The sequence below is a fragment of the Spiroplasma ixodetis genome (assembly GCF_040369795.1).
In the GTDB taxonomy this organism is placed as follows: domain Bacteria; phylum Bacillota_I; class Bacilli_A; order Mycoplasmatales; family VBWQ01; genus Spiroplasma_E; species Spiroplasma_E ixodetis_B.
The window spans coordinates 1,226,848-1,249,836 of sequence record NZ_AP028955.1; the positions used below are offsets into that span (position 1 = coordinate 1,226,848).

The 22,989-nt window shown below is 24.0% G+C and carries 27 protein-coding genes and 1 pseudogene; 14 read left to right on the forward strand and 14 right to left on the reverse strand.

The window, feature by feature from the left end; translation table 4 throughout:
* Positions 1–26: 26 nt before the first annotated feature.
* The 4 genes from ABWV63_RS08645 (at position 27) to ABWV63_RS08660 (ending at position 1,972) form a co-directional block, all read left to right on the forward strand.
* Positions 27–206 carry a hypothetical protein gene (locus ABWV63_RS08645; protein WP_353306024.1) on the forward strand — a complete coding sequence of 60 codons (180 nt, stop codon included), beginning with the start codon at positions 27–29 and terminating at the stop codon, positions 204–206.
* Positions 207–264: 58 nt separating this feature from the next.
* A complete protein-coding gene (locus ABWV63_RS08650) occupies positions 265–1,020 on the forward strand; it encodes an IS256 family transposase (protein ID WP_353307226.1) in 756 nt (251 codons plus the stop codon).
* Between the two features lie 226 nt (positions 1,021–1,246).
* Positions 1,247–1,474, forward strand: a complete 228-nt coding sequence (locus ABWV63_RS08655; protein ID WP_353307227.1) for a transposase — start codon at positions 1,247–1,249, stop codon at positions 1,472–1,474.
* 147 nt (positions 1,475–1,621) lie between these two features.
* Positions 1,622–1,972, forward strand: a complete 351-nt coding sequence (locus ABWV63_RS08660) for a hypothetical protein (protein WP_353306025.1) — start codon at positions 1,622–1,624, stop codon at positions 1,970–1,972.
* 5 nt (positions 1,973–1,977) lie between these two features.
* Here ABWV63_RS08660 and ABWV63_RS08665 read toward each other — a convergent pair whose 3' ends face one another.
* The 6 genes from ABWV63_RS08665 to ABWV63_RS08690 form a co-directional block, all read right to left on the reverse strand.
* Positions 1,978–2,466 (reverse strand): IS630 family transposase, encoded by a 489-nt coding sequence (locus tag ABWV63_RS08665; protein ID WP_353306026.1) that lies wholly within the window; start codon positions 2,464–2,466, stop codon positions 1,978–1,980.
* Positions 2,467–2,528: 62 nt separating this feature from the next.
* Positions 2,529–3,017 carry an IS630 family transposase gene (locus tag ABWV63_RS08670; protein WP_353306027.1) on the reverse strand — a complete coding sequence of 163 codons (489 nt, stop codon included), beginning with the start codon at positions 3,015–3,017 and terminating at the stop codon, positions 2,529–2,531.
* Positions 3,018–3,079: 62 nt separating this feature from the next.
* Positions 3,080–3,568 (reverse strand): IS630 family transposase, encoded by a 489-nt coding sequence (locus ABWV63_RS08675; RefSeq protein ID WP_353306028.1) that lies wholly within the window; start codon positions 3,566–3,568, stop codon positions 3,080–3,082.
* Positions 3,569–3,651: 83 nt separating this feature from the next.
* On the reverse strand, positions 3,652–3,846 hold the full coding sequence (locus tag ABWV63_RS08680; protein ID WP_353306029.1) for a hypothetical protein: 195 nt from the start codon (positions 3,844–3,846) through the stop codon (positions 3,652–3,654).
* Positions 3,813–3,965 carry an IS630 transposase-related protein gene (locus ABWV63_RS08685; protein WP_353306030.1) on the reverse strand — a complete coding sequence of 51 codons (153 nt, stop codon included), beginning with the start codon at positions 3,963–3,965 and terminating at the stop codon, positions 3,813–3,815. The genes ABWV63_RS08680 and ABWV63_RS08685 overlap by 34 nt, the downstream gene beginning before the upstream one ends.
* Positions 3,966–4,082: 117 nt before the next feature.
* Positions 4,083–4,427, reverse strand: coding sequence for an IS630 transposase-related protein (locus ABWV63_RS08690; protein ID WP_353306031.1), 345 nt, complete (start codon positions 4,425–4,427; stop codon positions 4,083–4,085).
* A 529-nt stretch (positions 4,428–4,956) separates the two neighbouring features.
* Here ABWV63_RS08690 and ABWV63_RS08695 point away from each other — a divergent pair.
* On the forward strand, positions 4,957–6,492 hold the full coding sequence (locus ABWV63_RS08695) for an ABC-F family ATP-binding cassette domain-containing protein (protein ID WP_353306032.1): 1,536 nt from the start codon (positions 4,957–4,959) through the stop codon (positions 6,490–6,492).
* 104 nt (positions 6,493–6,596) lie between these two features.
* Here ABWV63_RS08695 and ABWV63_RS08700 read toward each other — a convergent pair whose 3' ends face one another.
* Entirely contained in the window at positions 6,597–6,869 is a 273-nt protein-coding gene (locus ABWV63_RS08700) for a hypothetical protein (protein ID WP_353306033.1), read from the reverse strand.
* A 440-nt stretch (positions 6,870–7,309) separates the two neighbouring features.
* On the opposite strand from ABWV63_RS08700, the pseudogene ABWV63_RS08705 reads away from it, so the two are divergent.
* Together ABWV63_RS08705 and ABWV63_RS08710 are read left to right on the forward strand one after the other, a co-directional pair.
* Positions 7,310–8,379, forward strand: a pseudogene (locus tag ABWV63_RS08705) (IS3 family transposase); the annotation flags it as partial.
* A 99-nt stretch (positions 8,380–8,478) separates the two neighbouring features.
* Complete coding sequence (locus tag ABWV63_RS08710; protein ID WP_353307228.1) at positions 8,479–8,745, forward strand: transposase; 267 nt, start codon at positions 8,479–8,481, stop codon at positions 8,743–8,745.
* Positions 8,746–8,911: 166 nt separating this feature from the next.
* Here the strand turns inward: ABWV63_RS08710 and ABWV63_RS08715 are convergent, their stop codons facing one another.
* Positions 8,912–11,056, reverse strand: a complete 2,145-nt coding sequence (locus tag ABWV63_RS08715; protein WP_353306034.1) for a hypothetical protein — start codon at positions 11,054–11,056, stop codon at positions 8,912–8,914.
* A 313-nt stretch (positions 11,057–11,369) separates the two neighbouring features.
* Here ABWV63_RS08715 and ABWV63_RS08720 point away from each other — a divergent pair, with 313 nt between their 5' ends.
* The 3 genes from ABWV63_RS08720 to ABWV63_RS08730 all read left to right on the forward strand — a co-directional run bounded on the left by ABWV63_RS08720 (position 11,370) and on the right by ABWV63_RS08730 (position 16,840).
* Positions 11,370–16,097, forward strand: a complete 4,728-nt coding sequence (locus ABWV63_RS08720; protein WP_353306035.1) for an ABC transporter permease — start codon at positions 11,370–11,372, stop codon at positions 16,095–16,097.
* Positions 16,098–16,342: 245 nt separating this feature from the next.
* Positions 16,343–16,486, forward strand: coding sequence for a DnaJ domain-containing protein (locus ABWV63_RS08725; RefSeq protein ID WP_353307229.1), 144 nt, complete (start codon positions 16,343–16,345; stop codon positions 16,484–16,486).
* A gap of 66 nt (positions 16,487–16,552) precedes the next feature.
* Positions 16,553–16,840: an ankyrin repeat domain-containing protein gene (locus ABWV63_RS08730; RefSeq protein WP_353307230.1), complete on the forward strand. Its 288-nt coding sequence runs from the start codon at positions 16,553–16,555 to the stop codon at positions 16,838–16,840.
* A gap of 344 nt (positions 16,841–17,184) precedes the next feature.
* Here ABWV63_RS08730 and ABWV63_RS08735 read toward each other — a convergent pair whose 3' ends face one another.
* Positions 17,185–17,433, reverse strand: a complete 249-nt coding sequence (locus ABWV63_RS08735; protein WP_353306036.1) for a transposase — start codon at positions 17,431–17,433, stop codon at positions 17,185–17,187.
* Between the two features lie 123 nt (positions 17,434–17,556).
* The gene (locus ABWV63_RS08740; RefSeq protein ID WP_353306037.1) at positions 17,557–18,795 is read right to left on the reverse strand and encodes an IS256 family transposase; all 1,239 of its coding nucleotides are present in this window, start codon (positions 18,793–18,795) and stop codon (positions 17,557–17,559) included.
* A 221-nt stretch (positions 18,796–19,016) separates the two neighbouring features.
* On the opposite strand from ABWV63_RS08740, the gene ABWV63_RS08745 reads away from it, so the two are divergent.
* The 3 genes from ABWV63_RS08745 to ABWV63_RS08755 are packed head-to-tail and all read left to right on the forward strand — an operon-like array spanning position 19,017 to position 19,684.
* Positions 19,017–19,163, forward strand: a complete 147-nt coding sequence (locus tag ABWV63_RS08745; RefSeq protein WP_353306038.1) for a hypothetical protein — start codon at positions 19,017–19,019, stop codon at positions 19,161–19,163.
* A gap of 12 nt (positions 19,164–19,175) precedes the next feature.
* Positions 19,176–19,439, forward strand: coding sequence for a transposase family protein (locus tag ABWV63_RS08750; protein WP_353306039.1), 264 nt, complete (start codon positions 19,176–19,178; stop codon positions 19,437–19,439).
* Positions 19,440–19,462: 23 nt separating this feature from the next.
* The gene (locus ABWV63_RS08755) at positions 19,463–19,684 is read left to right on the forward strand and encodes a transposase (protein ID WP_353306040.1); all 222 of its coding nucleotides are present in this window, start codon (positions 19,463–19,465) and stop codon (positions 19,682–19,684) included.
* 443 nt (positions 19,685–20,127) lie between these two features.
* Here the strand turns inward: ABWV63_RS08755 and ABWV63_RS08760 are convergent, their stop codons facing one another.
* Positions 20,128–20,424 carry an IS630 transposase-related protein gene (locus tag ABWV63_RS08760; protein ID WP_353306041.1) on the reverse strand — a complete coding sequence of 99 codons (297 nt, stop codon included), beginning with the start codon at positions 20,422–20,424 and terminating at the stop codon, positions 20,128–20,130.
* 204 nt (positions 20,425–20,628) lie between these two features.
* Between ABWV63_RS08760 and ABWV63_RS08765 the strand changes: the two genes are divergently transcribed.
* Positions 20,629–21,204, forward strand: a complete 576-nt coding sequence (locus ABWV63_RS08765) for an IS1595 family transposase (RefSeq protein WP_353306042.1) — start codon at positions 20,629–20,631, stop codon at positions 21,202–21,204.
* A 437-nt stretch (positions 21,205–21,641) separates the two neighbouring features.
* On the opposite strand, the gene ABWV63_RS08770 is transcribed toward ABWV63_RS08765, so the two are convergent.
* From ABWV63_RS08770 to ABWV63_RS08780, 3 genes are all read right to left on the reverse strand, one after another.
* Complete coding sequence (locus ABWV63_RS08770) at positions 21,642–22,049, reverse strand: transposase family protein (protein ID WP_353305654.1); 408 nt, start codon at positions 22,047–22,049, stop codon at positions 21,642–21,644.
* A gap of 129 nt (positions 22,050–22,178) precedes the next feature.
* Positions 22,179–22,334 carry a transposase family protein gene (locus ABWV63_RS08775; RefSeq protein ID WP_353306043.1) on the reverse strand — a complete coding sequence of 52 codons (156 nt, stop codon included), beginning with the start codon at positions 22,332–22,334 and terminating at the stop codon, positions 22,179–22,181.
* On the reverse strand, positions 22,319–22,492 hold the full coding sequence (locus ABWV63_RS08780) for a hypothetical protein (RefSeq protein WP_353305528.1): 174 nt from the start codon (positions 22,490–22,492) through the stop codon (positions 22,319–22,321). The genes ABWV63_RS08775 and ABWV63_RS08780 overlap by 16 nt, the downstream gene beginning before the upstream one ends.
* Positions 22,493–22,989 lie beyond the last annotated feature (497 nt).

The window sequence follows — 22,989 nt, forward strand, 5'->3', positions numbered from 1 at the left end:
AAATAACTAGAAAGAGTGAGTTACGTATGTCTAAAAAACAAAATATCAATAATAATGATCCAATATCAAAAGCAGTAGATTTATTACTAGAAAATACTGAAGATTTAACAACAGTTTTTAAAGAAGGAGGTTTATATAAAGAATTAACAAAAAGATTAGTTGAAAAAATGTTGAATTATGAAATGCAAAATTATTTAGGATATTAAAAAAAATCAACATAATAATAGTGATAATGCTCGCAATGGTATAAATTCAAAAAAATTAATAACTCAACAAGGTAAAATTGAGATTAATGTACCACGAGATCGTAATAGTAATTTTGAGACAGTAATAGTTGCAAAAAGACAAAGAAGATTTGATGGTTTTGATCAACAAGTTCTTTCATTATATGCCAAAGGCATGACTTTATCAGATATTAGAATGCAGTTACAAGAGTTATATCATGGTGCTGATATTAGCGAAAGTGTTATTAGTCAAATTACTGATGATGTTATTGATGATGTTAAAGCATGACAAAATCGGCCATTAGAAAGTGTTTATCCGATTGTTTATTTTGATTGTATAGTAGTTAAAGTACGACAAGATAAACTCATTATTAACAAATCAGTTTATATAGCACTAGGAGTTGATTTAGAAGGTAAAAAAGATATTTTAGGTTTATGAATTAGTGAAAATGAAGGTTCTAAGTTTTGATTATCTAATTTCACAGAAATGAAAAATCGAGGCTTAAATGATATTCTTATTGCTTGTAGTGACAATTTAACAGGAATGTCAGAAGCAATACAATCATTTTATCCTAAAACCGAACATCAATTATGCATAGTTCATCAAATTAGAAATAGTTTAAAATATGTTTCATACAAACATAGAAAATCACTAGTTACATATTTAAAACCAATTTATAGTGCATGCAGTGAAGAACAAGCAATGCAAGCTTTAGAATCTTTTGAAAGTAAATGAAATAAACAATATCCTCAAATTCAGGTAATGTTTAGTAATCTGTGTAACTTACAAAAATAACTAAACATTACCTGAATTTTATAAATATGGTTGATCTGAAAAAGGTAAAAGATTATTTTATAATAAATCCGCATATAAAATAAAAAGAATGAGTATAATTGGTTCACTAAATAAAGGTAAATTAAAAGCCCTACGAGCATTTGAAGGACATTTCAACAGTAAAATTTTTTAATCATATGTAAAAAATATACTAATTCCAGTATTAAAGCGTGGACAAATTATAGTTTTAGATAATGCAACGTTTCATAAATCTAAATTAACACAACAATTAATTGAAAATGCTGGATGCAAACTATTATTTCTTCCACCATATTCTCGTAATTTAAATCCAATTGAACATTTTTGATTTGCTATAAAACATAATATAAGAAAAATATTACCAAATTATTGACCAAATATTAAAAAAGCGATTGATTTTGTTTTTCAATATATGAGTAAACATTACTTTAGTTAGCTATATATATTAATAATAAAGAAACTGATGTTGAACAAAAAATAATAGAACAATATAGAGTTTATTTTTGTAAAAAAACTTTTAGAAGAAGGTCAATTCATAAAAAATGGAAATGATAATCAAGTAGTTATTAGAAAAAAATCTATTTTGGATTTTAAAAATAAAAAAAATATTAATGGTGTCATTAATAATGATGAAAAGATTAAAGAAAGTAAAAATATTTTAGGTAAATTAGGTAGGTGAATTGGAAAATTTTTTATTTTTGACCTTGAAACTTATCTTTTTCGTTTTATTTCGGGAATTATTTCTGTTCTTGCTCTTAAAATTCCCCTTGTAATGGAGTTTTGTTGATGAACTCCTGCGGCTTTAGGAATAAGCAACACTTACACTGCTCTACCTATAGGTTGATGTATAGTTTTAACAATTGTAGCGGTATTAGGCGTTCAGTTACTAAAAGAATATGAAATTAAACCTTTATTAAAAAAATGCAAAAGCTAGTATATCTAACTAAAGTAATGTTTACTCATATATTGAAAAACAAAATCAATCGCTTTTTTAATATTTGGTCAATAATTTGGTAATATTTTTCTTATATTATGTTTTATAGCAAATCAAAAATGTTCAATTGGATTTAAATTAGGACAATATGGCGGAAAAAATAATAGTTTGCATCCAGCATTTTCAATTAATTGTTGTGTTAATTTAGATTTATGAAACGTTGCATTATCTAAAACTATAATTTGTCCACGCTTTAATACTGGAATTAGTATATTTTTTACATATGATTCAAAAATTTTACTGTTGCAATGTCCTTCAAATGCTCATAGGGATTTTAATTTACTTTTATTTAGTGAACCAATTATACTCATTATTTTTATTTTATATGATGGTTTATTATCAAATAATCTTTTACCTTTTTCAGATCAACCATATTTATAAAATTCATTATCATCAATTCCAGATGCATCAATATATACTAAATCTTCATTCATTATTTTAGCTATTTATTTTAAAAAATATTATTGTTTATTTTTATCTCTTTGTTCATATATAGCTAACTAAAGTAATGTTTACTTATATATTGAAAAACAAAATCAATAACTTTTTTAATATTTGGTCAATAATTTGGTAATATTTTTCTTATATTATGTTTTATAGAAAATCAAAAATGTTCAATTGGATTTAAATTAGGAGAATATGGTGGAAGAAATAATAGTTTGCATCCAGCATTTTCAATTAATTGTTGTGTTAATTTAGATTTATGAAACGTTTCATTATCTAAAACTATAATTTGTCCACGCTTTAATACTGGAATTAGTATATTTTTTACATATGATTCAAAAATTTTAATGTTGCAATGTCCTTCAAACGCTCATAGGGATTTTAATTTACTTTTATTTAGTGAACCGATTATAATCATTCTTTTTATTTTATATGCGGGTTTATTATCAAATAATCTTTTACCTTTTTCAGATCAACCATATTTATAAAATTCATTATCATCAATTCCAGATTCATCAATATATACTAAATATTCATTCATTATTTTAGCTATTTCTTTTAAAAAATCTTCTTGTTTGTTTTTATCTCTTTGTTCATATATAGCTAACTAAAGTAATGTTTACTCATATCTTGAAAAACAAAATCAATCGCTTTTTTAATATTTGGTCAATAATTTGGTAATATTTTTCTTATATTATGTTTTATAGCAAATCAAAAATGTTCAATTGGATTTAAATTAGGAGAATATGGCGGAAGAAATAATAGTTTGCATCCAGCATTTTCAATTAATTGTTGTGTTAATTTAGATTTATGAAACGTTGGATTATCTAAAACTATAATTTGTCCACGCTTTAATACTGGAATTAGTATATTTTTTACATATGATTCAAAAATTTTACTGTTGCAATGTCCTTCAAATGCTCATAGGGATTTTAATTTACCTTTATTTAGTGAACCAATTATACTCATTCTTTTTATTTTATATGCGGGTTTATTATCAAATAATCTTTTACCTTTTTCAGATCAACCATATTTATAAAATTCATTATCATCAATTCCGGATTCATCAATATATACTAAATCTTCATTCATTATTTTAGCTATTTATTTTAAAAAATCTTCTTGTTTATTTTTATCTCTTTGTTCATATAGAAAAGTGTTTTTATATGTATAATTTAGTTTTTGAAATAGTTATAAACTGTTTCTTTAGTCATATCACCAAATTTTTCAATTACTTTTTGAACTGTAACATCTTTATTTTGCTCTAAATAATTTTTTAATTCATCTAAATCCTTTATTTTGTGGCTATGTCCTTTTTGATAATTCAAAATTGGTTTTATATTCCCAGTTTCTTTTTTCTTTTTCTTCATAAGAAAAAAGTCTTTCTAGTAATATTGAACACTTTACAAATTTCTTTAATTTTCATGTTTTTACTTTCATAGGTTTCTATTACTTTTCTTCGTAAGTCTTCACTGTATGGTTTTGACATAATTTAATCTTCCTAATCTATTTTAAATATTGCTGAATTGTACTTTTAAATTCAAAAACTGTTTAAATTACATATTATTATTTTACATTATTTATGAGTAAACATTACTTTAGTTAGCTATAGAAAAGTTTTTTTATATGTATAATTTAGTTTTTTGAAATAGTTATAAACTGTTTCTTTAGTGATATCACCAAATTTTTCAATTACTTTTTGAACTGTAAAATCTTTATTTTGCTCTAAATAATTTTTTAATCCATCTAAATCCTTTATTTTGTCGCTATGTCTTTTTTGATAATTCAAAATTGGTTTTATATGCCCAGTTTCTTTTTTTCTTTTTCTTCATAAGAATAAAGTCTTTCTAGTAATATTGAACACTTTACAAATTTTTTTAATTTTCATGTTTTTACTTTCATAGGCTTCTATTACTTTTATTCGTAAGTCTTCACTGTATGGTTTTGACATAATTTAATCTTCCTAATCTATTTTAAATATTGCTGAATTGTACTTTTAAATTCAAAAACTGTTTAAATTAAATATTATTATTTTACATTATTTATAAGTAAACATTACTTTAGTTAGCTATAGAATCAAAAAAAGCAAAAAAACTAGAAACGGAGGAATTAAAAGAAATAGATTTTCATAATATCAATTCTAGAGTTTTAAAAAACTATTTAAGTACTCAAAAAAACATACTTTTTGATGAAATTAGATCAAGTTTTGAACAAAATATTAATATAATTAAAAATAGAAAATTGTCTCATCAAACTCAAGAAAAATTTGATGCAAAGAGTATTAATAATATTACAATTTCAGCTAATACTTGAAATAAAGTAAAATGTTTATTTCGATATAATTAATAAGTTAACAATTTTGTTGAAAATAATAAAATTTTAATCTATAAAATTAATACTATTTTCTCTTTTCTCTTATTTTATGGTTAATATTCATGTTATTATTACTAAGTAATTAAAAAATATTAATGAGGTATAAGATGAGTATTGTCACAATTGAGAATTTAACACATGCTAATGGTGGAAAAGTTTTATATAAAAACGCCACTTTACAAATTAATAAAGGTGAACATGTGGCATTAATTGGTATGAATGGTGTTGGTAAAACAACATTATTAAATATTATTAATGGAACAGTATCTGCAGATCATATTAATTTAAATATTCATCCTAAAATTAAAATTGGGTATTTGGATCAACATCAAGAGGTTAATTTAGAATTAACAGTTTTACAATATTTGCGTGAAAGTTATCAAAAACTTTTTGAACGCGAACAACAAATGGAAAACTTATATGCAGAAATGGCTAATAATTATAGTGAAGAGTTATTAACGAAAGCGATGAAAATTCAAGATGAATTGACACACCAAGGATTTGATACTATTAGTAAAAAAATTGGTCGTTTAGTTGATGGATTGGGTATTAATTTACAACTTTTAGAACAAACTTTAGGTAGTTTAAGTGGTGGTCAAAAAGCAAAAGTGTTATTAGCAAAATTATTATTAAATGAAGATGATTTTTTATTACTTGATGAACCAACTAATTTTTTGGATATTGAACAAATTAATTGATTAGTTAAGTTTTTACAAAATTACCCTAGTGCATTTTTATTGGTGTCACATGATCGTAATTTTATTAATACAACATGTAATATTATTTTTGATATTGATAATTATATGATTACTCGTTATGTTGGTAATTTTGAAAGTTTTTTAGAACAAAAAAGTTTACATCATCGTCAATATGAATCAGCATATTCAAATAAAAAGAAATTAATTGAAAAATTAGAAACTTATATTAGTAAAAATGCAGCACGTGCTTCGACTGCTAAAAGCGCTGAATCAAGAAGAAAACAATTATCTAAAATTAATGTTTTAGAAAAACAGCAAATCAAGTCTCCTCCAAAGTTTTATTTTAAGTATTATAAAACAACAAGTTCAATTGCTGTCCAAGCTAAAAACCTTGAAATAGGTTATCATAAACCATTAATTAAGCCACTTACTTTTGTTATTAAGACTGGTAGTAAGTGAGTTGTTAAAGGGTATAATGGAATTGGTAAAACTACTTTCTTGCAAACGTTAGCTGGTAATATCCCAGCACTTGCTGGGAATATTAATTTAGATGATCGAATGCAAGTAGCGTATTTTCATCAAACTGAAGTAATGACTAGTACTACTCCATTTAATTATTTAAAAGAGTTAGATATTAAATTAAATGATGTTGAGATTAGAAGAATTTTAGCAAGTTTTGGTTTGCGTAGTAATTTAGTAATGAAACCAATAAACTTACTTTCTGGTGGTGAACAAACTAAGGTTAGATTGGCAGCATTGGTATTAAAACCTTATAACTTATTAATTTTAGATGAGCCAACTAATCATATTGATGTTTTAGCTAAAGAGTCTTTATTAAAAGCATTGCAAGAATTTGAAGGCACTGTATTATTGACAACTCATGATTCTAATTTTAATAATAGTTGAGTTGATGGGTTTTTAGATTTTGAAAAATTAACAAATTAGTGAAATTAAAATAGTTATTTTTAATATTTAATTTCATTATACATTTAAATAAATAAAAAAACTTATAGCTAAATCTTAGCTATAAGTTTTTTTATTTATTTAAATTATCCCTTACGATTACGGTCGTCACGGTCTCGTCTGCTAAATCCACCACTGTTTCCTCAACTAGAATCACCACGGTCAGAACGTGGTCTAAAGTTTCCACGATCAGAAGAATTTCTATCCCCTTGTGTTCTTGCTCCACGTTCAGCAAAACGTTTTTCACGTTCTTCTGTGATTTTTACAAGTGTTGTTAAACTTGCATTAATAGTAACTACTGTTTCTTTTAAAACTTTAATTTCTTCTAATAATGCTTCTATTGTTTGATTGTTTTCCATTAACAAAGCCTCTTCTTTCTGGCGCCTAATTGATAAATCTGATAATAATATCTGATATAATGAGATTAATAAGCACTTAATTAAGTATAGCATTAAAATTAAAATTGTATAGTATATATTCATATATTTTATAGTTAAAAATAATTATTATTATGATAACTATTATTTTTTTATTAAATATCTAGTAAATAATACATTAAAATTAGTTTTTTATTGGAAATTATCCCCACATTTACTAGTGTGGAGTAAAAAATGAATTGAAATGAATTCAATAGCATATTTCAAAATGAAAACGATTGTTTGAAATATATAGTGAAGTTGAAAGTAATGAAATGTATCAGATGTGCTTCTTCTAATTTGAATGTGGATGGGTTACGCTTTATTGGACACTAATTACGTAGACAAGTGAACAAATTAGTTAAAAGAAAGGAATTATAATTATGGCCAATATTAACTCATATTCAGATGAATTTAAAAAACAAATAGTAGCTTTATATCAAAGCGGCAAGTCAGTCTCTTGTCTTGCTAAAGAGTACAATATTACAATTTCAGCTACTTATAATTGGATTAAGAAATTTACTAATTCAGGCATTTTTAAAACCAAAGATAACTGTTCTGTTGAAGAAAATGAATTAATTAAATTAAGAAAATAATTAAAACAATTAAGAATGGAAAATGATATTTTAAAGCAAGCAGCACTAATAATAGGCAGAAAATAGAAATTATTACTAAAAATAAAGTTAAATATAAAATTCGTACAATGTGTCGTTTTTTAAAAATCTCTAAATCAACATATTATTTTAATTTCAAGAAAAAAGAAGATAAAATTCAAAATAATATGCATGATGAAGCTGTTATTAGTGCTTTTAAAGAAAATAAAGAAGCTTATGGAACAAGAAGGTTAAAAGTTGTTCTAAAAGAAAAGAAAATTAATTTATCAAGACGAAAAATTAAAAAAATTATGAATAAACATAATTTAATATCAAAATACACTAAATTATCATACAAAAATTATCATAATAAAGTCAATGATATTCAAATTACTAATCTTGTTAATAGAGACTTTAATAATAGGCTTAAAAATGAAGTTATTGTTAGTGATTTAAATTATGTTCAAGTTAATGGTAAATGAAACTATATTCGCTTATTAATCGACCTGTATAATCGCGAAATTATTGGACATAGTGTAGTTACTAAAAAAGATGCATCATTAGTATATCAAGCATTTATGTGCTCAAATCATTGTTTAAAAAATATTCAAATATTTCATAGCGATCGCGGTAATGAATTTAATAATAAAACTATTGATAAACTTTTATTAGCCTTCAATATTACCCGCTCTTTAAGCAAAAAAGGTTGTCCTTATGATAACGCTGTTGCTGAAGCAACTTTCAAAACTTTCAAAACAGAATTTATTAATGATAAAAATTTTACATCATTAATCCCATTAAAATTAGAATTATTTGATTATATCAATTGATACAACAACATAAGAATCCACAGCGCTCTAAACTGCTTAACCACCATAAAATACATAAGCACAAATGTCTACCAAAAAACAGTCCTAAAAAAGATTGCCATTCCAATTTTTGAATCATATGTAAAAAATATGCTAATTCCAGTATTAAAGCATGGACAAATTATAGTTTTAGATAATGCAACGTTTCATAAATCTAAATTAACACAAGAATTAATTGAAAATGCTGGATGCAAACTATTATTTCTTCCGCCATATTCTCCTAATTTAAATCCAATTGAACATTTTTGATTTGCTATAAAACATAATATAAGAAAAATATTACCAAATTATTGACCAAATATTAAAACAGTGATTGATTTTGTTTTTCAAGATATGAGTAAACATTACTTTAGTTAGCTATATATGTAAAAGAAAATGCATATAAATTCAATAAGATACCTAGTTTTGAAACTATAATTTTGTGTTTGATTTAGATACATGTGGGGATAATTTCCTAGATAGGCTTTTATCTCCATTTATGTGATAAAATTTAAAAATAGTACATAAAGAGATAAAAGCCTTTTTATTTTACTAAAGTAATACTTTTAAATTTAAAAGTACGTATACCTTGAAAATCAATTAAATTTTCAATATCAATAGCAGTGATAATAAAATGATATGTAGTGTTTTTAATTTTATATGTAAAATCATATTTTAAATTAATTGTTTCGATATTATTGATGGTAGTTTTAGTCATAGTAATATTATAAGTATTACCTATTTTTTTATTAATGCCGGTTGTGTTATCAGCATCAAAATAAACTTCATAGTTATCTTTAATTCATTGATTATTATTAGCAGTAATAATATTTTTAATTCCTAATTTATGACTTTCATCAGTAGTACCAAGTAATAAATTTAAGATATTATTTAGTTGACTGTTTGGTTCAAACATAGTTTTTTGTAAAATATCAAGTATTGATTCTTGAGTAAAATCTGCATATTCTGGATTAATGTGTCCACCTAATGATTTATATAATTCTTCTACATCGGTTGCTGTTACATCACTTTTATTAATTATGTTTTTTAGAGTAAAAATAGTATCATTTTTAAGAATTATTAAGAGACCAGTAGTATTATTAAATAAAAAATTCTCTAAATCTTGTAGATCAATATTAATACCTTCATTACCTGGATATTGTTCTGAAATTTTGGTAATTAGATCAGTAATACTATCAATAATATTTTTAACACTATCTGTATTGATACTATTGATAATAGTATCAATTAATTTATCAACATCTGGATATCCATTATCACCAATAAGTCCACCTAAGGTTAAAATTGCTGATATAGAGGTTGGATTTGGTATTGTTAAATTAAGTTTAATATCATAAAGAAATGTATCAAAACCACGAGTTTCTGCTGTAGTTTTACCAAATACGGTTAGAAGTATTTGTTTTAATTTTTCTGGTTGGTTAATTAAAGATTTTATAGTATTGATAATATCAAGTAAATTATAGCTACCAGCAATTGGCTTTGATGGATAACCATTACCAATTGTTAAGTTTTTAACACCTTCAGTAATATCTGGCATATCTAATATTCATTTTTTAATAACCGGAATAATTGCTTCAATAATTGTTAAGATATAAAGTGGATTAGTTAAAAGATAGGAAAGGTATCTTTTAATATCATAAAAAAAACCTATATCATCAAAATTAACGTTTATTTGATTTGGCTTTAGTCAACTCCCATCAAGTGTTATATGTTCTGAAATAATATTACCTAAATATCGTGGAGTTTTACCATCTTTACCAGAAATTTTATTATCTTTACTCATTTTTCAAAACAAGTAATTAATTAAAGTTCCGCCATGATATAAATCATAATCTTGCTTTGATTTTCAACCACTTACTATGTGACCAGGATAAAGCGGTACATCTATTACCACTTTAGCGTGTGGATCTATTTTTCATTTTCCATTATCATTTCAAGCGCTATAAGGTTGACCACTATCATCTTTTCAATTATTCATAAAATTAGTTAATGTTTCTTCATCAGTGGGTGTAGAAGTTTGTTGATCAGATCAACTGCCATTGACTAAATTACCAAATATTCTAGTTAGCGGATTTAAAAAATTAGGACCATAGTTATTAATTAAATTAGCAACTAATTGTAATCCAGTTGGTAAAGTGCTTAAGTCACCTTGTAATGATTTTAAAAAACTAGAAATGGGGTCCATACCAGCACCAACAACTATATTTTCTAATTGTGGGTTAGCCATAATTGATATAGTTCTAATATCATCAAGTGATGAAAAAACATCATTAACTTGCTGTTTACTATTGATGGTTTTAGTTAATTCACCTGTTCCATAAGCTTTAAAAAAATTATCAGGATCAAAGTTATTTACATCAATTTTTCCATTTTCCCCTCAACGTGTTTGTAAATCACCTCAATTATCTAAACTAGTATTTTTAGTTAAATTATTAATACTATTATTTTGAATTTTTCCCATAATATCATCATTAGTATTACTAGTATCAGCACCTAACTCTTTTGACATAACCATACTTTTAATTAAAGCAGAAGTTTGGTCAGCAAAACTTTTAGCGATACTATTAGTTACACGGTTAACATAAAAATTAAATGTACAAGCTGATAGAGGTAAAATAGTGGCACTTGCTATTAAGATAATTCCTAACTTGGTAAATACTTTTTTCATAGCAGTCCTCCTTAAATAAAGTGTTATTTTTGTCAATTTTATTTTACTAAAATTTAATACATTTAACTCTGAAAATAATTAAATTCATTTCTTACAAATTGTATCATTAGTTATTTTAATTTTAAAATTTATTTAAATAAACAATTTAAATATGGTAATATATCAAACAGAGAATATAAAAACTATCTATTATTTATTTTAAAATTATCCTATATATTAATTTTGTATAAGTGTGATATTATTAATCCATATGTGAACTTAATAATTAAAATTAAATGCAAAATTTTAATTTCAGGAATTAGGGAGAACTGTAATGGCAAGGTTAAATAAACGCGAAAAAGCGAATAATAAAAAAATGGTATCTACTAATAAGAAATCAAAAAAAAGTTTATTTAAGAATGCGTTACTATTAAAGCAGACTTTAGTTGCTACATGAAAAAGTAAATTACAATTAGTTATTTTACTATTACTTACTGCTTTTGCAACTTCGTTGGTTACTGGAATTTGAATATCATACGTTAGAATGATTGAAGGAAGTAATCAATTAGGATTAAATGATCTTAAGTTTGATGCCGTTTTACCTTATTCACCAGTGTCACAAGGTATTAAACAAATTGCTAATCAAGCTTTTAGTTTAAAGTTAGGTCGATTTTATGTTCAAGATGGAACTAATAGTAAAAGCACTAAAGCGCTTTATTTTGATGATACAAAAATAGGTACAGATCAAGAAATACTACCAATCACTAAAGATAACTTAACTATTGATTATACTCGTGATAATACAGGCAATATTACTGGGTTTAATGATATAAGATGAACAAATCCGGATAATCCTTTAGTTTTTAATTTGAATAATAATAATGTTAAAGCAAGCATCTATGGTCAATTATTATTAAAATCAAAAAATGCTGCTAATGAAAATTTAAAAAACCATTTTAAAACAGAAGCAGATGATTTATATCGCGATGTTTTCTTAAAAAGAACAGAACCCAATATTCTTCAATCTATTAATACTTTTATTAAGGAATGGATTACAAAACATTCAACAGACCCAATATTAAAGGAGGCTGATAATGATAAAGTTACCACTTGAATTTTAGAAAATAAAATAAATTTTAGATCTTATTCTAATGATGCTACTATTCCTGATAGTGTTAATTTGCAATATCCAACAGAAAGAAATGAACTTTTTATTAAAGTAGTTAAGGAAACTGAACCCGATCCAAGATTAGAAAATGATTATGGTATGAATGGTCAATGAATGAGAATTTATCGTAATTTTTCTGAAACAGAATCAGATAGTAACATTTATACTAATTTTACTAATACTTCTATTGGTTATCATTCACCTTTTAACTATAATGTGATTAGTGATGGCACTGAAAGAGATGCATTTTCTACATATTTAATTCGTGCGGTTGCAGCATTACAAATGCGTGATTTATATGTTCGTAATCAATTTACTGCCAGTGCTGGAGTAATTAATAATACTCAAATTAATACTAAAATTATTGATATTGGTTTACCTAATGCTTTAAATCATACTAATCTAAAAGTATTTGAAGGTGTTACACCAACAAGTAAAAATGAAATAGTTATTACGCCACAATATGCAAGAAAAAATAAAAGTAATAAAGCGTATAAACCAGGCGATCATATTAATATTAATGGTACTGACTTTATTGTTAGTGGTATTGGTGGTGATGCTTATGATATTTATCCAACGATTAGTGACTTAGATCCAATTCCCAATACAAGAACTGAATTTATTGCTTATGTTACACCTTCAGCGTGAAATGATGAAAATTGATATAAGACAGCAGATAAAACCGATAATACTTTAATGTATTTTACAAAATGAAATAATATTTCTAAAAATAGTATTCATGAATTTGATGTTGATTTATTTAATGATTTTTTTCAAAAAACAATATTTAGTGATAATGGTGTTAGTGATTTAAATCAATATGATTATAATAAGTATTTAGTTGAGAAATATGGTAATACAGATCCAACACCACAATCATCTTCTACATACCTTATTAATCCAAATCCTGTAGTTACAAGTAGTAATAGTCAGTTTTCGCTTTATAATAGTAAAGAAAAGATATTTAATTGAGCAATAATTGGATTTTTATTTGCAGCAATAGCAGGAGTATTATTTTTACTAACGGTTGTTATTTTTATCACCACTTTAATTGTTAAAAAAGCAATCCAACATGGACAAGTTTCGATGGGTATTTTAAAATCAATAGGTTATAAAACATGAGAAATTACGATTTCTTATTTGGCATATCCATTATTAACGCTATTAATTGCAATTCCAATTGGCTGAATTGTTGGTCTTGTAATTCAGGTATATTTAACTGAGATTTTTAATACTTTATTTGTTTTACCATATAATGTTTTTAACTTTGATGTTGTTCCATTATTTATTTCAATTGTTTTAATTATTAGTTTTATTACAATTGTTACTTTATTAACTGCCTTTCGTCTTTTAAAGCGTGATCCTTTATTTTTAATTAAAAAAGATAGTGATTTAGCTTTAGGTGTTCCTAAAAATAGAACTAGCAAGTTTTTACAAAATAATTTTCGTCTTCGTTTTTTATTATCGTTGTCAAAAACTAGTTGAAAAAAAATTTTAGTTACTTCGGGAGTTATTACTTTAGCTTCACTTTCAATTGTAGCAACAACACTAGTTCCTGCCACTATTAATAGCTTAAAAGTTAATTATTTCAAAACTCAAAAATATAAAAATTATTATGAGTATCAAACACCAATGCCGAATATGCCAATGAGTAAATATGGATTATATTCATGAGATTTTTTTAATCGACCAAGCGGTGAGAAGTATTATCCAACTTATGGTGCTATGCCTTGACCTGAAGATAAAATTGTTTATGATGAGAAAAAAGCACGTGTTGGATGATATAATCCATTATTGTTTAAAAAAGAAAAATTAACTAATAATTTTGCTGATATTTTTACTTTCGATTCATCTTTTCCTGAATCTGAAAGAGCAGAGTTTATAAAAAAAATGTCCTCTTATTATCAAGAACAATCAACAGGGACATTAGAACTTAATGATTTAGTTTGATCATACAGTTGATTAGGCGGCAAAGCTTTTAGTAATCAGTTAATAACTGATTTAAGTAAAGAAGATAATACACCATCAAAAATAATTTCATATAATATTGTTAATTTTGTAAGTGGCCAATTACCTAATATTTTGCAAGTTCCCAATCCTGGAGTGCCACCTGGTCCAGAGGCAATTAAAGAAATTTTAAAGCAAGTATTACCGGGCTTTGTTCGTCAGAGTATTGATAGTTTGCCAAGACCTAATATTAAAGAAGATCCTTATGATTATTTTAGTATTGGTCATAACACTATTGCTTTTAATCCAAAAACTACTAATAATGGTGATATTAATGGACCAGATGAAGAATTAGTAACACAGTTTAAAGTTGGTGTTGATGAAAGTACAAAAATTGCTAAAAAAGAACTAATGGATGTTATTGGGATTAATCCCAATACTGCGATGTTAGTATTAAAAAATGATGAAGTTAAAGCTTTAAAATATAATGCTAATGCTAATGCTATTCCAATGGTTATCAATCGTGCTTTTCAATCTAAATTTGGATTAGATGTTGGTTCACAATTTAGTGGTGTACCACAAGTTAATACTTTATGTTATAAAAATATTGATGGTAAAAGTGTTCCTTTACCAAAAGAAAATTGATATTACGGTGAAACACCACCAACAGATTATTATACTACAAATGGCGGCATCTGATCAAAAAGTGGAACAAAATGAAATTATCGTGGTGATCAAAAAATAAAATTATCTGATAATAGTAAAGAATATAGTGATATCCATGGCACTAGGTATAATAGTATGTATGATGAAAAAGGACAACCAATTATAAATAATGAACCTAGTACTTGAAATAATGTTAATGATATTTGATTAAAATTGCCTTCTGATATTAGTGGTAGTGCTAAAAGTGGTAAAATTTCAACAGCTGATAATGCTAAAAATATTGATTTTGATTTATCACGTATTTCCGATTCAACAGGTAAATGAATTAGACCTTTTTCATATGATTTGGTAAAGACATATAATGGATTTGATCCTAAAGATCCATTAAGTATTTTATTAAACCGCCCAGCAGAATGATTTATGGGAATGGTTAATAATAATATTTTAACTAAAGAAAATAATATTAATGATGATAGTTTACAAGCGGATATTAAAAATAACATGCCAACATGATGAAAAAATATTACGGGTAATGATAATCCGCTTCATACATATCAAGTTGTGGGAATTCAAGAATCTTATGATACTCCTAAAGCCTATGTTGATCAAAAATGAGCTAATGAAATTATGGGCTATAGTTATATTGATGATAATCCTTATTATTCAGGAACGGATGTATTTCAATGATTTAATGGTAAGTTAAGTGCTAATGCTAATGTTTTTGATTTAATTGGAAGAATGAGTTTTAAATCAAATTTAGATGATTATACTATTTATGCAACCACTAGTTTAAGTGGTAATCAAAATATACCAATGGTCAAAAAAAATTATTTATTATCAAGACAACAAGCAATGCTTACTAAAATGTCAGATATTGCTTTCAGTGCTAGTGCTTTATTTATTGTGACAACGATTATTTGTTCAATATTAATTGTTATTATGATTACTGATTTATTTACCGATCAATTTCGTCGTTTTATGGCTCATATGAAAGCAGAAGGATATACTAATTGAGAAATTAATTCTTTTACTTTAGGTATTTTTACACCTTGAGCATTACTTGGTTATATTGTAGGGTTTGCCCTAGGTTACCTTAATATTTATGGTTTAATTAATATTCTTATTAGTTTTGTTGGTGTGGCTTTACCATTTACAATAACATGATGAATATTACCAGTAAGTTTTATCATAATTGGTGGTATATATATATCAACATTTATTATTCATAATCATGAATTAAATAAAATGAATTTAATTGAATTATTAAAATCTGATGAATAAAATAAAGTTCACTAAAGAATGTTTGGTAAATTTAAATATTTAAATTTACCAAATTAATAGTCAAATATGTATACTTTATTTTAAACTAAATATAGTTTTTAACTAATTTACTTTATTTTAAAGTAAATTAGTTTTTTATTTTGAAAGGAGAAAAAAAGAATTTTGAAAGATGAATCGTTAATTTCTAATTATTATGATATATTAAATGTATTACCAACAGCATAAGTAGTAGAAATTAAAAAAAATTAAAACAGACTGATCTAAAAACTCACCCAGATAAAAATAATAATCCTCAATCAAAACTTAAAACGCAAGAATTGAATGAAGCAAAAAGAATATTAACAGATGAAAACTTAAGAAAAGTTTTTGATCAAAAACTTTTTATTTAATTTTTAAAAAATGGTAATAATAAGGTAGTTATTTATTTTCTTACTAATAAAATAAATAATTTAAATATAAATGAAAAAGATAATTCTGGTAATACTCCTTTACATTATGCATGTTTTCATAATTTTTTAGAAACTGCAGATCTATTAATTAAATATGGTGCTAATATAAATGCCAAAAATAATAGAGATAATACTCCTTTACATTATGCTATAATGGGTAATGCTGATTTAAAATTTATTAATTTATTAGTTGAAAAAGGTGCTAATTTTATTGAGAAAAATAAAATGGGTAATGATAGTTTATCTTTTGACAAAGATTTTTCAAAAGATAAGAAATTTTCTGAATTTTTTTAAAAAAAATGAAAAAATTAAGAATAAAAAAAATCAACAAATTTTATTAAATATAACTAAAATAATTACCAATATTGAAAGAGATATTGCACGTTTTGAACAGAAAAAAATAAATTCAGTGTTAAATTATATTAGGAAATTATCCCCACATGTACTAGTGTGGAGGAAAAAATGAATTAAAATGAATTCAATAGCGTATTTCAAAATGAAAACGATTGTTTGAAATATAGCTAACTAAAGTAATGTTTACTCATATCTTGAAAAACAAAATCAATCGCTTTTTTAATATTTGGTCAATAATTTGGTAATATTTTTCTTATATTATGTTTTATAGCAAATCAAAAATGTTAAATTGGATTTAAATTAGGAGAATATGGTGGAAGAAATAATAGTTTGCATCCAGCATTTTCAATTAATTGTTGTGTTAATTTAGATTTATGAAACTTTGCATTATCTAAAACTATAATTTGTCCACGCTTTAATACTGGAATTAGTATATTTTTTACATATGATTCAAAAATTTTACTGTTGCAATGTCCTTCAAACGCTCATAGGGCTTTTAATTTACCTTTATTTAGTGAACCAATTATAATCATTCTTTTTATTTTATATGCGGGTTTATTATCAAATAATCTTTTACCTTTTTCAGATCAAGCATATTTATAAAATTCATTATCATCGAGGCTTTTGAAAAATCTGTGTATCTTTTTACAAAGTTACTAGTTTAGATTAATTATATCTTCAAATTTTATCATAAAATGAGCAATTGCTGTATTTCAATTTTGAATGGGCATTGTTCATTTTTTTGTTATATTTTCAATTGCTAAGTAAAATATTTTAAAAACTGCCATATCATTTGGAAAAACTTTTTTATTTCTAATAACTTTTCGTAATTGACTATTAACAGATTCAATAGCATTTGTTGTATAAATCACTCTTTTGATTTCTGCAGGATAACTAATAAAAACCATTAAATTATCTCAATTTTTATATCATGATTTAGCAATTTGAGGATATTGTTTATTTCATTTACTTTCAAAAGATTCTAAAGCTTTCATTGCTTGTTCTTCACTACATGCACTATAAATTGGTTTTAAATCTGTAACTAGTGATTTTCTATGTTTGTATGAAACATATTTTAAACTATTTCTAATTTGATGAACTATGCATAATTGATGTTCGTTTTTAGGATAAACTGATTGTATTGCTTCTGACATTCCTGTTAAATTGTCACTACAAGCCATAAGAATATCATTTAAGCCTCGATTTTTCATTTCTGTGAAATTAGATAATCAAAACTTAGAACCTTCATTTTCGCTAATTAATAAGCCTAAAACATCTTTTTTACCTTCTAAATCAACTCCTAGTGCTATATAAACTGATTTGTTAATAATGCGTTTATCTTGTCGTACTTTAACTACTATACAATCAAAATAAACAATCGGATAAACAATTTCTAATGGCCGATTTTGTCATGCTTTAACATCATCAATAACATCATCAGTAATTTGACTAATAACACTTTCACTAATATCAGTACCATGATATAACTCTTGTAACTGCATTCTAATATCTGATAAAGTCATGCCTTTGGCATATAATGAAAGAACTTGTTGATCAAAACCATCAAATCTTATTTGTCTTTTTGCAACTATTACTGGCTCAAAATTAATATTACGATCTCGTGGTACATTAATCTCAATTTTACCTTGTTGAGTTATTAATTTTTTTGAACTTATACCATTACGAGCATTATCACTATTATTATGTTTATTTTTTTCATATCCTAAATAATTTTGCATTTCAGAATTCAACATTTTTTCAACTAATCTTTTTGTTAATTCTTTATATAAATCTCCCTCTTTAAAAACTTTTGTTAAATCTTCAGTATTTTCTAGTAATAAATCTACTGCTTTTGATATTGGATCATTATTATTAATATTTTGTTTTTTAGACATAAGTAACTAACTCTTTCTAGTTATTTAATTTTATTTACTAGAATTAATTAAACATAGTTATTTTTGTAAGTTACACAAATTACTAAACATTACCTTATCAATTCCAGATTCATCAATATATACTAGACATATTCCGTAAATAAATTTTTTAAAAGTCAATTAATAATTTAAAATTTATTTTATAATTTCTTTATTAATAAATTAATAAGGTTTTGATAAAAATGAATTTTGAAAATTTAAAAAAATTAAAAAATGAACAATTTTATAGATATTTTGGTATAAAACGTTTTCATTTTGATGAAATGTTAACAAAATTAATTGAAATAGAAAATTTAAAAAAAACTAAAGGTAGAAAATATAAACTTTAAGTTGAAGAAAGATTGATGATGACTTTAGTATACTGAAAAGAATATTATACTTTTTTCCAAATGAGTATTAAATATAAAATTAGTGCATCAAGTTGTTTTCGAAATATTACTTGAGTAGAAAATAAACTTAGTGATGACAAAGATTATCAGTTTTTAAAAACAAAATATAAATCAAAAATTGAGAAAAAACAAGAAGATTTAAATGAATTTCAATTTTATTTAATTGATTCAACTGAAATTGAAATTGAAAGACCAACTAAAAAAAACTACAGTTAGAATATTTTTCTGGTAAAAGTTGAATGTTTTCTATAAAATTTCAAATTATATATGACTTTTTTAATAAAAAAATTGTTGATATTTTTGCTAATAATGGAAAAGTACATGATTTTCAAATATTAAAAAATTCAAATCTTGAATTTTCAGAAAAAACAATAATTATTGGTGATTTGGGATATCAAGGAATACAAAATATTTATAAAAATACTATATTACCAATTAAAAAACTAAAAATAAAAAATTAACTAAACAAGAAAAAATCTACAATAAAATTATTTCAAAAATTAGAATTAAAGTTGAACATGTTTTTGCTTGATTAAAAAGATTCAAAATTTTAATAAATAAATGTAGAAAAAGTATATTTAGACTTATGTACTTAAGATTTAACTTACTTTGTGAAATTTTTAATAAAACAAAACCATTAAAATAAAAAAATATTAAAAATATTTTTTTAAAAATTTAAATTTTTATCAAGTTAATATAAAAATAATATTAACAATTTTTGTGTTTGAAATATAAATTTATTTTTAAAGTATTTTTTTAAAAATATTAACTTCTATAATTATTAACACTAAAAAATTTATAAATATTATTATTTACAATTGATTAAATTTATTTACGGAATATGTCTACTAAATCTTCATTCATTATTTTAGCTATTTCTTTTAAAAAATCTTCTTGTTTATTTTTATCTCTTTGTTCATATAAAAAAGTTTTTTTTATATGTATAATTTAGTTTTTTGAAATAGTTATAAACTGTTTCTTTAGTCATATCACCAAATTTTTCAATTACTTTTTGAACTGTAACATCTTTATTTTGCGCTAAATAATTTTTTAATTCATCTAAATCCTTTATTTTGTGGCTATGTCCTTTTTGATAATTCAAAATTGGTTTTATATGCACAGTTTCTTTTTTTCTTTTTCTTCATAAGAATAAAGTCTTTCTAGTAATATTGAACACTTTACAAATTTCTTTAATTTTCATGTTTTTACTTTCATAGGCTTCTATTACTTTTCTTCGTAAGTCTTAACTGTATGGTTTTGGCATAATTTAATCTTCCTAATCTATTTTAAATATTGCTGAATTGTACTTTTAAATTCAAAAACTGTTTAAATTACATATTATTATTTTACATTATTTATGAGTAAACATTAATTTAGTTAGCTATATATAGCGAAGTTGAAAGTAATGAAATGTATCAGGTGTGCTTCTTCTAGTTTTAATGTTTCTGATTTGAGAAGAATAAGATGTTTGAAATGTCATCAAACATTTAGTATTCTTCATGACACCATTTTTCACAAGTCACAAACACCTTTGACATCTTGGTTTTATCTAATCTTTAGATGAATAAACATAAAGCATGGTATACCATCAACAGATGTTGCAAGGGAATTGGGTGTGGCATATAAAACAGCTTGAAGAATGGGTCATGAAATCAGAACTAGAATTTGGAATCAAGATGCAGGGTTCATTGATGATGGCACAGCACAGATGGATGAAATGTATCTTTCACATGTAGTTTTTATTCAACAAGGTTCTTCCTTGTTGAATAAAACCTTGATTGTTGGAGTTTATGAGAAAACGAGCAACAAACTAATTGTGAAAGTATTGAAAAAAGCAGATGAGAAAAACCTTTTATGATTTGCATTGAAACACATTTCTACTGGGTGTTGTCTGTTTACGGATTCTTGGAAGGGATATGGAAGTTTCAAAAACTTCTATCACAAACATGAAATCGTAAATCATGAAGTTGGGTGTGTGTAATCAACAGGTGTAAACACAAACCAGATTGAATCTGCATGAAAACACATCCGACGAGCTTTCCGAACACAAATAAAAGTTTCGAAACACAATATTCATTTATATGCAACTTCTTTTTCATATAAATTCAATAAGATACCTAGTTTTGAAACTATAATTTTGTGTTTGATTTAGATACATGTGGGGATAATTTCCTAGATAGGCTTTTATCTACATTTATGTGATAAAATTTAAAAATAAGACATATTCCGTAAATAAATTTAATCAATTGTCAATACTAATATTTATAAATTTTTTAGTGTTAATAATTATAGAAGTTAATATTTTTAAAAAAATACTTTAAAAATAAATTTATATTTCAAACACAAAAATTGTTAATATTATTTTTATATTAACTTGATAAAAATTTAAATTTTTAAAAAAATATTTTTAATATTTTTTTATTTTAATGGTTTTGTTTTATTAAAAATTTCACAAAGTAAGTTAAATCTTAAGTACATAAGTCTAAATATACTTTTTCTACATTTATTTATTAAAATTTTGAATCTTTTTAATCAAGCAAAAACATGTTCAACTTTAATTCTAATTTTTGAAATAATTTTATTGTAGATTTTTTCTTGTTTAGTTAATTTTTTATTTTTAGTTTTTTTAATTGGTAATATAGTATTTTTATAAATATTTTGTATTCCTTGATATCCCAAATCACCAATAATTATTGTTTTTTCTGAAAATTCAAGATTTGAATTTTTTAATATTTGAAAATCATGTACTTTTCCATTATCAGCAAAAATATCAACAATTTTTTTATTAAAAAAGTCATATATAATTTGAAATTTTATAGAAAACATTCAACTTTTACCAGAAAAATATTCTAACTGTAGTTTTTTTTAGTTGGTCTTTCAATTTCAATTTCAGTTGAATCAATTAAATAAAATTGAAATTCATTTAAATCTTCTTGTTTTTTCTCGATTTTTGATTTATATTTTTTTTAAAAACTGATAATCTTTGTCATCACTAAGTTTATTTTCTGCTCAAGTAATATTTCGAAAACAACTTGATGCACTCATTTTATATTTAATACTCATTTGGAAAAAAGTATAATATTCTTTTCAGTATACTAAAGTCATCATCAATCTTTCTTCAACTGAAAGTTTATATTTTCTACCTTTAGTTTTTTTAAATTTTCTATTTCAATTAATTTTGTTAACATTTCATCAAAATGAAAACGTTTTATACCAAAATATCTATAAAATTGTTCATTTTTTAATTTTTTTAAATTTTCAAAATTCATTTTTATAAACACCTTATTAATTTATTAATAAAGAAATTATAAAATAAATTTTAAATTATTAATTGACTTTTAAAAAATTTATTTACGGAATATGTCTATAGTACATAAAGGGATAAAAACCTTATATTATTATTACTTTTGGTTGTGTTAATAAGAACAAATATATAACTAAGGATATTTTAATTAAGACTGATCAACTTAAAAATTTATTATTAGAAAAAGAAATTGCTAATAATGAGAAACATGTATTCGAAGAAAAAATCAACCGATTAAGTTTTAATAAAACTAAAAAAAATAAATGCAATGGATTTACAAAATCAACCTTCAACAATTGGATATAAACCATCAAATTCATCATGTATTTAATAAAAAAAGTTAAAAAGATTGCAAAAGCAATCTTTTATTTTTAGCTAAAATCACCAAAAATTGATTGATATTTTTTGGATTTATTATTAAATTAAAATATAATAAATTACTTATTAAATAAAGCTTTTAAA